Here is an 11,976-nt window from a genome sequence, read left to right as displayed (position 1 = left end):
CAGCCATGGAAACCCTCAAGGTTGCCATTGCCGATGACCACCCCATCGTCCCGGTGGGGTACGAGAGCGGGTTGAGCGTGGCCAATGCTTTCGCACTGATGGAATACCTGACGCGGCACCTCCCCAACGTGCTGGTGCTGACAGCGCTTTACTCACCTGTTGCTAAAGGAAAATAAAATAGTGCGTTTATTTATTCCGGGAGAGGGAGTCAGAGACGACTGACTTGAGAGCGCAAAGATAAAAAGCATTCAAAAGATGTTCGCCACGAGCAAACTTGAAGTCAACAGCAACTATAAAAACTTGAATTACCATACACAACAACCAACTCAAACTAACAGACAACTACATTCCAGTTGCAATCAACTTCTAGGAATCGTCTGATGTACCACCAAAAATTCGCGTTATATCGTGTTGTTGTTTTAAACCTAACCATTGGAAAACAACATGAAAAAACTAACTCGCGCACTTCTCGCCCTTTCGATCATTGCCGCTACCGGAAATGCTCTGGCAGCCGATCCGGTTACACCAACCAAGGCTGGCAGCGGCACTATCAACTTCACCGGTACCATCAACAACGATGCCTGTTCGGTCGAAGGCGCCGGAAACAACAAGACCATTTCAGTCGCCATGGGCGAAGTTTCGATCAAGGACATGGGCACCGCCACTGCACCTAAAGGCAACGGCACCCTGAGCGCCGAGAACTTCGACATGAAGATCAACTGCAACGCTGGAACCAAGGTCGCGATGATCTTCGAACCAACCAAGGGCGCAGGTTCGGGCATTGAACCCGGCACCAAGGTGCTGCGCCTGATCGATGGCCTGGGGGCTGCGAAAGGTGTCGGCATTGCGCTGCTTGATTCCAATGGCGCCGTGATCGACCTCAGCTCGCCGAGCACCGCAAAAATCGAAAACACTCTGCAAGACAGCAACGCAACCCTCAAATTCTCCGCAGCCTACGTAACCACCGTCGATCCGAAACTGGCTGTTGCCGGTCGTGGCGACGCCACCCTGCCGTTCACGCTGCAATACGAATAACCCGCGCGAACACACAAGCCTGGTGCGGGGCCGTTCGGCCCTGCATCCTCATTCACTTGCGCGGTAGCCCTCATGTTTTATCGTCACTCACTGTCCTTATGTGCAGGCCTGCTGGGCCTGTTCGCGGTCAATCAGGCCATGGCCGGAATTTCCTTGAGCAGCACCCGTCTGATTTTCGACGGCCAGCACAAGGAGGCCGGAATCACCGTGCGTAACAGCGGTGAAGATGTGTTGATCCAGTCGTGGATCGACACCGACTCCAGCGAAACCGCAGCCGTACCCTTTGCTGTGACGCCGCCCCTGGTGCGCGTCAGCGGCGACGAGCAGCAAATATTGCGGGTGATCTACGAAGGTGCGGGCATGCCGACCGACCGCGAGTCGGTGGTGTGGCTCAATGTGCAAGAGATCCCTAAAGCGGCGAAATCCGAGAACACGTTGCAACTGGCCGTGCGCCAGCGCATCAAGGTGTTCTTCCGCCCGGCAGGCCTGAAAAACAACGCCTATCTGGCACCGAGCGAACTGACCTGGCGCCTGACAGAACAAGCCGGCAAGAGCTTGTTGGTGGTGAATAACCCAGGCCGGTATCACGTGTCGATTGCAGATATCACACTTCAATCCGGCACCATCAGTGAACACCCCTTCGATTCGATGATGATTGCCCCCGGCGAACAAAAAAGCTTCCCCCTTAAACAACTTCACAACGCCAATACAGCCCACCTTTCATTCAGCAGTATTAATGACTATGGCGCACAAGATCGTTATGGCGCGCAACTTTCCAACAGTGCTGACACCCGAGCCAGTTTGAATAAACAAACCCCATAACTTACGTGCCGCTGTGACGGCTGCACTTCCACTGTATTTCTCTTCGCTCCGTTAGTTGGTATCGGAGGTGATATAGGGTTCCTGAATGTTTTTACTCAAGCGCGACGGATGGGCGCCGTTTTCGATTGCCCTGGTTTTCAGCTGCACCTGCCTTGCCGATGACGAAGAACAGTTCAATACCTCGTTTCTGCAAGGCGCAACGTCTTCTGTCGATCTGCAATCACTGCTCGCCAGCAGCCGCGTGCTGCCCGGTATCTATCGGGTGGACCTGTACGGCAACGAGACGCTGGTCGGGCGCCGCGACATCGATTTTCGTCGCCCTTCCGGCACGAACAAGATCGAGGCCTGCCTGACTCTGGAGATGGTGCAGCAATTGGGGGTCGACATCGGCAAGCTGCAGGCCAGCGGCAAACTGGGCAGCGATGATCCCGACACCTGCCTGGACCTGCCCGCCTTGATCGATCACGCCAGCGTGCGTTACGACGTGCCCCGCCTGCGCTTGATGGTCAGTGTCCCGCAAAGCGCCATGGCGCGTGGCCGACGTGGTTATGTCGACCCGGCCCTGTGGGACGAAGGCGTTCCCGCCGCGTTCATCAACTATCAATTGAGCAGCAGCCGCAACGGCACTCGGGGTGAAAGTACCCTGTCCAACAACGTCGGCCTGCGCAACGGCATCAACCTCGGCGCCTGGCGCTTGCGTAACGAATCGAACTTCAGCAGCAGCACCGGCCGCCCTAGTACATTCAAAAGTAACCGCAGCTATCTGCAACATGACGTGACTGCCCTGAAAGGCCAGTTCAGCGCCGGGGATATCTTTTCAGATGCCGACCTGTTCGACAGCGTGCGCTATCGCGGCCTGAAGCTGGCGTCCGACGACGGCATGCGTGCCGACAGCGAGCGCGGTTATGCGCCGATCATTCGCGGCATTGCGCAGTCCAGCGCCACCGTGGAGATCCGCCAGGACAGCTACCTTCTCTACACCGCCAATGTGCCGCCGGGGCCGTTCGAGATCAGCGATATCTACCCCAGCGGCTCCAACGGCGACCTGGAAGTGACGATTATCGAAGCCGATGGTCGCCGCCGGGTGACGGTGCAGGCATTTTCCAGCCTGCCGATCATGGTCCGTGAGGGCCAGTTGAAGTACAGCGTCTCGGCCGGCCAGTACAACAGCAACAGCGATGACCAGCAGTCACCGCAATTTGTCAGCAGCACCCTGGCGTACGGCATCAGCAGTAACTTGTCCGGGATCGTCGGGGTGCAGGCCTCGGAAAACTTCAAGGCGCTGTCCGTCGGAGCTGGCCGCAATACGACTATCGGTGCCGTCTCACTGGACTTGACCCACTCCATGAGCAGCACTTTCGGCGCAACCATCACCGGCAACAGCCTGCGCGCCCTGTATGCGAAGACGTTTACCGGCACCGACACCAACTTCACCCTCGCCGCCTATCGCTACTCGACCGAGGGCTATCGCACCCTCACCGAGCACGTCGAGGAACTGAGCAACGACGGCCAGAAGCGTATCGGCAACTCGAAAACCCGTACCGACCTGACCGTCAACCAGAGCCTGGGCCGAAACCAGCGATACGGCAGCATCTACATCAACGCCAGCGACCAGCGTTACTGGGGACGCGGTGGTTCGCAAAGCCTGTCGGCGGGTTACAGCAACTATTGGGGCGATGTGAGCTACAACCTCGGCGCCACCTACTCCAAGGATGTCGGCAACTACGGGCCGGCGAACAATGACACGCTGGTGAACCTGTCCGTATCGTTCCCGCTGGGCTCCAAGCCTCGTGCACCCCGCGCCTTCGTCTCGGCCAGCACGCAGAAGTCCGGCGATACCATGCAAATGGGCATCAATGGCTATCTGTCGCAAGACAGCGACACCTATTACTCGGTGCAAGCCGGCAACAGCAGCACTGGCGGCAGTTCCGGCTCGGTCAACCTCAGCACCCGCACCTCGGTAATGGATATCAGTGCCGGCTACAGCCAGGGGCGCGGCTACAACTCGCAAAACCTTAACCTGTCAGGCTCGATCGTCGGCCATGGCGGCGGGATCAACCTGGGACAGACCGTGGGCGAGACGTTCGCGCTGGCGCAGGTCGAAGGCGTGGAAGGGGTGAAAATCGGCAGTTTCTCCGGAGCCAGGACCGGCAGCAACGGCTTCGCCGTGGTCCCCAATGCGCAGCCCTATCGCGTGAACTGGATCAACCTCGACACTCGAGACCTGGGCGCCGATATCGAGATCGACAGTGCGACCCGGCAAGTGGTGCCACGTCGTGGTGCCGTGGTGCTGGCGCGTTACACCAGCAAGACCGGACGGCGAGTGCAGTTCGCGCTGTTCGACGCTCGACACCAGCCGATTCCGTTTGGCGCGTCGCTCGAAGACAGCGCCGGCAAACAGTTGGCGATCTCTGACCCTGGTGGCAAGGCTCTGGCGCTGGTTGAAGCCGACGCCGGTACCCTGACCATCAACTGGCAGGGCCAGCGCTGTGAAGCGCCTTATGCGTTGCCCGAACGCAATGCCGCGCTGAACTACGAGCGGGCGACACTGGTGTGCCGCCCCTGATTCCTCAGAAATCGCGCTTGTAAAAGATATCCAGGGAGCTGGCGAAACCGCTCGCCGCTTCCAGATAGACCTTCTTGCTCAGCTTGTAACGCAGAGCGATGGTACTGGCCGGCTCAAAGACCCCGACGCCATAGCGCAGGCTGAGCCTTTCGGAAATGGCGCCGCTGGCCACCACGCTGGTGTTGTTGCCGCTGCCCTGGGTATCGAGTTGGAAGTCCTGAATGCCCAGGTTCTTAGCAATGCCGCCAGTCAGTTCCGAGCTGCCCATCAGCCCCAGCCCGAGAGCCGCCTGGGCCAGCATGTTGTTGTCTTCACCGGTGGACGTCAGCGGGCGCCCCAGGACCAGATAGGACAGCGCCTGTTCCTGGCTCATGGCCGGCTCCGAAAAGATCTGCGTCGCCGGTTGCTCGGCGCTGCCGCTCAGGCGGATGCCGGCAATCACGTCGTCAGTCTGGCGCACGGCCTCGATGTCCAGGTAAGGCTGGTCGATGGGGCCGGCAAACAGCAGCCGCGCACGACGCACGGTCAAGCGCTGGCCGTAGGCCCGATAGCGGCCGTCGTTGAGCCACAGCTCACCGCGGGTATCCATGTTGTCACCAATGTGCACGTGCCCCTGCAGGTTGGCAGTCAGGCCGAAACCGCTGAAGGCCAGCTTGTCCTGGCCCACCTCCACATCGATGTTCATAGCCATGGCCATGGGCTTTTTGCCGTCGTCGGTCTGCTGGCCGACGATCACCGTGTCGTCGGAGACCTTGACCGTCGAAGGCGGCAATTCGCGCACGGTGATCTGGCCCTTGGGGATCAGCACCTTGCCGGCAATCGCCAGCTTTTCTTCCTGCAGCGAGATCTTCAGGTCCGGCGCCACCTCCAGCGCTGCATAGGGCTCCACCGTCACCGGCAGTTGGGTGCCCTTGAGGCTCAGGTCCACCAATAGCGCCCGGCCCCAAGCGATGTTGCCATTGAGGCTGCCCTGCCCGGCCTTGCCGCTTTTCCAGCCGCCGTTGAGCTGCACGCTCTCGCCAGCGATCTGCGCGCTCAGTTGCAGGTCTTCAAGGCTGATGGGCAACTCGGAGCCGGACACCTCGCCCCCGGACAACTGCACGTTGCCGTTGACCTGAGGCGCCAGCAGGCCGCCAGACAAACGACCGCTGCCATTGAGGCTGCCGCTGAGCTTTTCCACCATGGGCACGAACGGCCGCGCCACGGACAGATCCAGCCCACTGAGGCGGAAATCACCGGACAGCGGTTTGCTTTTCGGCAAAGGATTGATCTGCGCCTGGAGCATCAGCTCACCCAGTTTGCCGCCGTCGAACTGCAACTGCGTGTCGATGCGCCGCGGGGTGAGTCGGGTATTGAGCTTCAACGCCTGATAGGGGAAATCCAGCCACTGGTCCTTTTCCTTGACCCGCAAGGTGCCGCCGCTGGCGTCCAGCATGATCTGGCCCTGGGGCCCGCTGGCCGGCAAGTCCAGTTGCACATCGGCATTGAGCATGCCCTTCCAGGCGAAATCCTTGGGCAGCCACTGCGCCAGGCTGTCGAGGGGAAAACGCTTGAGGTGATAACGCAGTTTCGGGTCCGGCATCAGCCGCTGGTCTTCACCGCACAGGCTGGCATCGCCGCTGGCCCAGCAGTGGGCAGCGAAGTTCAGCGTGCCGTTGGCCAGCCGCTCAAGCCGGGCCGGGTTCTGCAGCTTCCAGTCCTGGCCGCCGGTCTGTACATCACCGCTGGCCAGGCGCCCGCGCCAGTTGCCCTGGTCCAGGACGCCATCCAGGCCCAGGGCCAGTTTCAACAGCGGCCCTTGCAGGTCCAGTTGCAGTTTCTGTTTCTTGATGTCGCCCTGGCCGGCCAGGGTCAGGGTCCCCAACTGCGTGTCGCCCAGTTGAATCCCGCTGCCCTTGAGGTCCACCTGGGCCTTTTGCACACCATCCAGAGTGGCGTCCAACTTGAGGTTCTGCAGGCGGTTTTCGGCAAAGGCCAGTTGCTGCCCGGCCAGGTCCAGCTTGCCCTGTGGCGCCTTGAGGGTGCCGGCCAGGTCCAGCCGACCGTTGAGCTGCCCACGCAACTCGGGCCAGAGCTGACCCAGGCGCGGCATCTTGATCTCCAGCTGGCCGGCGATCTTCTGTTGCAGGCTGCCGGAGCCGTTGATCCGGTTGTCTCCCAGGCGGATGTCCAGCGCGCCCAGGGTCCATTGCTCGCCCGCTCCGTCGGCCTTGGCCTGGAGAACCGCCGGCTGTCCGCGCAAGCGTCCCTTGAGGTCGAGGTTGGCATTGAGCTTGAGTTGCTGGTTCTTCATTTCGCCCTGGCTGCGCAGGGGGCCGGCCAGGGTTCCGGGCAGCTCCGCCACCCAGTACGCGGGGTTGATGGCCGACAGATCCAGGGCGGTATCCCAGGCAATGCCGTCGGCGAACTGCAGGTTCAGGTGGCCCTCGGCCTTGCCCTGGCCCGCCGCCAGCTTGAACTGCGGCAGATAGATTTTCGTCAGGTCGCCGCTGAACGGGCTGCTCAGGCTGAACGCGCCTGCCGGGCCGTCCAGGTCGCCCTTGAAGTTGCCCAGGTAGTTACCGTCACGGTAAGCCACTTCGGCATCAAAACTGCGGACCCGCACCGCTGGCTCGTCAATCAGCGGATACAGGCGGTGCCAGGGGAAGTCCAGCCAGGCCAGCTTGGCCTCGGCGGCGAAACCTTCGCTCCAGTCCAGTTGCCCACTGAGCTTGAGGTGTTGCTTGTCGTTGGCGCTCAGGTCCAGGGCGGCAATCTGTGCGCCCTTGGCGTCGACCTTGCCTTGCAGCAACAGGGCCACCGGGCCCTGCTCCGCCGGCAGGCTGGCCTTGCCGGCGAGCTGGTAGCCGCTTTTCAGGTCGCCCTGGCCAGTCAGTTCCAGCTGATCCAGTTGCAGGGTGTCCGGCAGATCGGCGCTGGCCTTGAACCCGTCGGCAGTGATGCGCACCTGGGCCGGCAGGTTCTCCACCAGGGGCTGCAACTGGCCGCTCAATTGCCCTTGCAGGTAGCCACTGCTGTCGGCATTGAGCTGCAGAGTCTTGAGCAGGTCGCCTTCAACCTTCAACGCCAGGGACCAGGGGCCACCGCCGGGAGCGGGCAAGCCGAGGTTGCCCTGGGCGGTCAGGGGCCAGTCGCCACTGGGTTGCAGCAGCCCGGAAAGGTCCAGACTCAGTTCATCGCGCTTTAGGTGCAAAGAGTCGATCTGCAGGCCTTGGGCAGTCCAGTGCGCCGCCAGCTGCAGGGTCTTGAGTTCTTCACTGCCATTGAACAGCAGGCTGCCCACACGCACTTGCCCCAACTCGATGGCCAACGGCAGCTTCAATTCCGGCAGGCTGATGGGCTCCGAACTGGTTTCGGTTTCGCCGCTCGGAGGGAACAGCAGGCTGACCTGATCGGCTTCCAACTGCTCGATGCACAGGGTCATGCGCAGCAGGCAGCCGGGCGACCAGGTGAACTGCACGGCGTTGAGCTCGACCCGGTTGCCCTCCTGTTGCCAGAGCAAATGATCGGCGCTCCAGTGCCCGCCAAGGCGGCCCTCGAAATTGTCCAGGGTCAGCCCCGGCACTCGCGCCAGGGCCCAGCGGCTGCCAGCCTGGGTTCCGAGTACGCTGGCCACGGCCAGAATGATCAGGATCACCAGCGCAACAATCGCCAGCAGCGTTATCTTCAAACCACGCTTCAAAGCTCTGGCCCCATGGAAAAGTGCAAACGAATACCGCCGTCGTCATTCATCGCGTGGGCCAGGTCGACCCGGATCGGTCCCACTGGCGAAACCCAGCGTACGCCGACGCCCACCCCGGTCTTGAGGTTAGGCAGCTCCAGCTTGTTGAAAGAGTTGCCCTGGTCGACAAAGGTCGCGATCCGCCATTTCTCGGCAATCGAATACTGGTACTCCACGCTACCGGCCACCATGTAGCGGCCGCCGATGCGATCGCCTTCGGAGTTTTCCGGTGACAGGGTCTGATAGTCGTAGCCCCGAACGCTCTGGTCGCCACCGGCAAAGAAGCGCAAGGACGGCGGAATCGACTTGTAGCCATTGGTGGCACTGCCACCGAACTGCACTCGCCCGAGAAAGCGGTGGTTGTCCCAGACCGTGGTCAGGCCCTTGAGCAGCACCGTGCCATATAGCAGGTTGGTGTCGGAACCGACCCCTTCCTTGGCCAGCTTGGTGTCGAACTGAATGCGATAGCCGTTATGCGGGTCGATGCGATTGTCGCTGCGCAGGTAGGAATAAGTCAGGCCAGGCATCAGCAGATTACTCAGTCCCGAGTCGTCCCCGAGGCGATATTCCTCTCGCTGATACTTCAGCGACAGCACCCGCTGCCAGCCGCTGGGCAACTTGCTGTGCCACTCGGGACCGATGGTGAGCAACTTACTCAGGGTATCGGTGCCGGCAATCTCTTCATTCTGGTAACCACCGGCGAACCGCAGCTTGTCGGTCAGAGGCGGGTCCAGGGGAATGTCGTACCACAGGCCGACGTTCTGCCGCGGGGCAGAAACTTCCGCCTCCCAGCCGTAACTGTGGCCCTGGGGGTTGACCCAGTGCCGGGTCCAGTTGGCCTTGACCCGCGGCCCCACGTCGGTGGAATAGCCGAGGCCGAGGCCCATGGTCCGGGGCTTGCGGGTTTCCAGCTGGACCGCCACCGGAATCACCTCGTGCTCGGCGGCAGTAGGCGCGGCGTCCACCCGCACGCCCTCGAAGTAGCCGCTCGACTGCAGGGCCTGGTTGAGTTCGGCAATCAGTTCGGAGTCATAGGGCGCGCCGGCCTTGAACGGCACCATGCGCCGCAACAGGTCTTCATCGAACAGGGAGTCGCCGCTAAAGCTGACCTTGCCCAGCGCGTAGCGCGGGCCGCTGTCATAGACCAGGTCGATGTCCGCGACACCTGCCTGGGGGTCCACCGACAGTTTCTGCTGGGTAAAGCGCCCGCTGAAAAAGCCATAGCGCGAAGCCTGGTTCTGGATCAGGCGCTTGGCGTCTTCGTAATGGCCATGATTGAGCACGGCACCAGGCTTGAGCTGGTCGCCGTCGGGAAGGCGAAACGACTTGAGGGAGGCCGCCGGGCCTTCGACCCGGACTGTCACGTTGCGCAGGTGCACCGGTTCGCCGGGGTCGATCCGCAACATCAGGCGCGGTTTGTCACCGCCGCGCACCTCACTCTGGATATGCGGTTGGTAGTAGCCCAGGGCCTGGGCGGCTTTCTTCGCCTGCTCCTCGGCGCCCCGGCTGAACCGCAGCAAGGCTTCTTCATCGCGATCGCCGACACTGCCAATGTAACCCTCCACATTGGCCTTCAACTCGTCATTGGCGGGCTTGACCCTGACATCCAATTCGCTCTGCGCCAGCGCCGCACAGCTTGTGAACAACAGCAAAAAGCCGCTGGTAAATCTTCCTGGAAACTTCATAGGCGCGGATGCTATCACGAGCTTGGGAGGGCGATAGAGCGCTCAGGTGCACGGAAAGTTCTATATCAGGCTGTTGCTCTTTGTAAGTGCTGCGGGTTGGGGTGAAAAAATACGTGCTCACGCACCGGCCCCACCGCAATCTCACCGATCTCTTCATAGCCCTGACGCTTGTAGAACTCCAGGTAACGCGGATTGCCGGTGTCCAGCACCACACCCTGGGAATGCTCGTCCACGGCGCACCAGTTGTGCACCGCCGCCAGCAATTGCTCGCCGAAATGCTGGCCCTGAAACTGCGGATGTACCCCCAGCAGCGGCAGCACATGCACTGCATCATTGGGCAGGCAGGCCTGCACCGCCTGGTGATACTCCAGATAGCGCTGGGTGCAGCGAAACCCGGTGCTGAGCACCATGCGCAGGCGCCAGGCCCAACTTTCGGTGATGCCCAGGCGCCGTTGCGGCGGCGCGATCAGGGCGATACCGATCAGCCGGTCATTGACCAGCAGGCCGATGGCCGGCAGGTCCTGAAGAAAATGCTGCTTCACCAATTCGCGCACTGTGGCTCGTACCCGCTGTTCGTAGCCGGGGCGATCGGCTTCGAAAATGAAACCGAAGGTCGGCTCATGGCGGTAGGCCTGGTACAGCAGCGACCGCGCTTCGCGGGAATAGCCGCTGTCGAGCTGGTGAATATCGGCGATGACATTGGAGGAATCAGGCATGACGGTCACTCTCCCCTGGACCCGGCTCAAATGGCCGCGTTCTTGTTAGTACGAGCCCTGCGCGCCGCTGATCGTTCCCGCGCCCCTGGGACATTAGCAGCGCATCCGCCACGCCGCCACGCTGGCCGGCCCGGGCGTTGTCAGCTAGCATCGCTGTTTTGCCAGGACCGCCGACCATGAAAATTGTCTCGTTCAATATCAACGGGCTGCGTGCCCGCCCCCATCAGCTGGCGGCGCTGATCGACAAACACCAGCCGGACGTGATCGGCCTGCAGGAAACCAAGGTCGCCGACGAACAGTTCCCCCTTGCCGACATCCAGGCCCTGGGCTACCACGTGCATTACCACGGCCAGAAAGGCCATTACGGCGTAGCCCTGCTCTCGCGCCAGGCACCGTTGGCCCTGCATAAAGGCTTTGAAGGTGACGACGAGGACGCCCAGCGGCGCTTTATCTGGGGCACCTTCGCCGATGCCAACGGCACCCCGGTGACCATCATGAACGGCTACTTCCCCCAGGGCGAAAGCCGCGACCATCCCACCAAATTCCCGGCCAAAGCGCGCTTCTACCAGGATCTGCAGCACCTGCTGGAAAGCCGTTTCAGCAATGACCAGCCCCTGGTGGTGATGGGCGATGTGAACATTTCCCCGGAAGATTGCGACATTGGCATCGGCGCCGAGAACGCCAAGCGCTGGCTGAAGACCGGCAAGTGCAGCTTCCTGCCGGAAGAGCGCGAGTGGATGGCCCGCCTGAAGAACTGGGGCCTGGTGGACAGCTTTCGTCACCTGAACCCCGAGGTGAACGACCGCTTCAGCTGGTTCGACTACCGCAGCCGCGGCTTCGAGGATGAGCCCAAGCGCGGCCTGCGCATCGACCTGATCATGGCTTCCCAGGGGTTGTTGCCACGGGTCAAGGACGCTGGGGTCGACTATGAACTGCGGGGCATGGAAAAACCTTCGGACCATGCGCCGATCTGGCTCGAACTGGGCTGATCGACAGGCACAAAAAAGCCCATCTGCCGATGGGCTTTTTTTTTGCGGTTACAGCTGTATGTGCTCGACTCGCTCCGTGGTACCGGCACTGGCGATAGCGCTGATGGCGCTCTCGAGGGTGGCTTCCGAATCGTACAAGTGGCTGACCAGAATCACTTCCTTACCGGACTTGAGCTTGAAAAAAGGTTTGCCGCCCGACGAAATTTTCTTGACGTAGCGTTCCGGGGAAGCGCAGTGTGCGCGGAACAGGCCGAGAGCCGCCTCGGCACTGTCCCGGCAAGGGTAGCGGTCGCTTTGAAGCATGGTCTGCGCCTCCTTTGTCTTCAGCAAGAATCTGCATGCACCACTGCCATACTGCTTCAGCTCGAACCAGGCACTCATTTGTAACTCCTTTGCACACTACGAAATAGCAGCTCAACACTGCCGAGGCATCCGCGGGGGA

9 protein-coding genes are annotated in these 11,976 nt (G+C 61.3%); 5 read left to right on the top strand and 4 right to left on the bottom strand.

Going from position 1 to position 11,976, the window contains the following annotated elements:
* The first annotated feature begins 5 nt into the window (after positions 1–5).
* From AC1RCO_RS00860 to AC1RCO_RS00845, 4 genes are all read left to right on the top strand, one after another.
* A complete protein-coding gene (locus AC1RCO_RS00860; RefSeq protein WP_019092833.1) occupies positions 6–176 on the top strand; it encodes a helix-turn-helix domain-containing protein in 171 nt (56 codons plus the stop codon).
* 268 nt (positions 177–444) lie between these two features.
* Positions 445–1,035 (top strand): fimbrial protein, encoded by a 591-nt coding sequence (locus tag AC1RCO_RS00855; RefSeq protein ID WP_065363231.1) that lies wholly within the window; start codon positions 445–447, stop codon positions 1,033–1,035.
* 72 nt (positions 1,036–1,107) lie between these two features.
* The gene (locus tag AC1RCO_RS00850) at positions 1,108–1,857 is read left to right on the top strand and encodes a fimbrial biogenesis chaperone (protein WP_011062210.1); all 750 of its coding nucleotides are present in this window, start codon (positions 1,108–1,110) and stop codon (positions 1,855–1,857) included.
* An 85-nt stretch (positions 1,858–1,942) separates the two neighbouring features.
* Positions 1,943–4,423 (top strand): fimbria/pilus outer membrane usher protein, encoded by a 2,481-nt coding sequence (locus tag AC1RCO_RS00845; RefSeq protein ID WP_492617231.1) that lies wholly within the window; start codon positions 1,943–1,945, stop codon positions 4,421–4,423.
* Positions 4,424–4,427: 4 nt separating this feature from the next.
* Here AC1RCO_RS00845 and AC1RCO_RS00840 read toward each other — a convergent pair whose 3' ends face one another.
* The 3 genes from AC1RCO_RS00840 to AC1RCO_RS00830 all read right to left on the bottom strand — a co-directional run bounded on the left by AC1RCO_RS00840 (position 4,428) and on the right by AC1RCO_RS00830 (position 10,545).
* Positions 4,428–8,105, bottom strand: coding sequence for a translocation/assembly module TamB domain-containing protein (locus AC1RCO_RS00840; RefSeq protein ID WP_492617230.1), 3,678 nt, complete (start codon positions 8,103–8,105; stop codon positions 4,428–4,430).
* Positions 8,102–9,829, bottom strand: coding sequence for an autotransporter assembly complex protein TamA (locus tag AC1RCO_RS00835; RefSeq protein ID WP_065363227.1), 1,728 nt, complete (start codon positions 9,827–9,829; stop codon positions 8,102–8,104). The genes AC1RCO_RS00840 and AC1RCO_RS00835 overlap by 4 nt, the downstream gene beginning before the upstream one ends.
* A 65-nt stretch (positions 9,830–9,894) precedes the next feature.
* Positions 9,895–10,545 carry a GNAT family N-acetyltransferase gene (locus AC1RCO_RS00830; protein WP_011062214.1) on the bottom strand — a complete coding sequence of 217 codons (651 nt, stop codon included), beginning with the start codon at positions 10,543–10,545 and terminating at the stop codon, positions 9,895–9,897.
* Between the two features lie 176 nt (positions 10,546–10,721).
* Between AC1RCO_RS00830 and xthA the strand changes: the two genes are divergently transcribed.
* Positions 10,722–11,534: an exodeoxyribonuclease III gene (gene xthA, locus AC1RCO_RS00825; RefSeq protein WP_019092829.1), complete on the top strand. Its 813-nt coding sequence runs from the start codon at positions 10,722–10,724 to the stop codon at positions 11,532–11,534.
* 48 nt (positions 11,535–11,582) lie between these two features.
* On the opposite strand, the gene AC1RCO_RS00820 is transcribed toward xthA, so the two are convergent.
* A complete protein-coding gene (locus AC1RCO_RS00820; protein ID WP_011062216.1) occupies positions 11,583–11,915 on the bottom strand; it encodes a DUF1508 domain-containing protein in 333 nt (110 codons plus the stop codon).
* Positions 11,916–11,976 lie beyond the last annotated feature (61 nt).

Source organism: Pseudomonas sp. GW823-FHT03E05 (genome assembly GCF_058796855.1).
This window is presented reverse-complemented; position numbering and strand designations above follow the sequence as displayed.

Coding starts and splice junctions, on each gene's coding strand:
- AC1RCO_RS00860 (WP_019092833.1), top strand. CDS start 6: ATGGAAACCCTCAAGGTTGCCATTGCCGATGACCACCCCATCGTCCCG.
- AC1RCO_RS00855 (WP_065363231.1), top strand. CDS start 445: ATGAAAAAACTAACTCGCGCACTTCTCGCCCTTTCGATCATTGCCGCT.
- AC1RCO_RS00850 (WP_011062210.1), top strand. CDS start 1,108: ATGTTTTATCGTCACTCACTGTCCTTATGTGCAGGCCTGCTGGGCCTG.
- AC1RCO_RS00845 (WP_492617231.1), top strand. CDS start 1,943: ATGTTTTTACTCAAGCGCGACGGATGGGCGCCGTTTTCGATTGCCCTG.
- AC1RCO_RS00835 (WP_065363227.1), bottom strand. CDS start 9,829: ATGAAGTTTCCAGGAAGATTTACCAGCGGCTTTTTGCTGTTGTTCACA.
- AC1RCO_RS00830 (WP_011062214.1), bottom strand. CDS start 10,545: ATGCCTGATTCCTCCAATGTCATCGCCGATATTCACCAGCTCGACAGC.
- xthA (WP_019092829.1), top strand. CDS start 10,722: ATGAAAATTGTCTCGTTCAATATCAACGGGCTGCGTGCCCGCCCCCAT.
- AC1RCO_RS00820 (WP_011062216.1), bottom strand. CDS start 11,915: ATGAGTGCCTGGTTCGAGCTGAAGCAGTATGGCAGTGGTGCATGCAGA.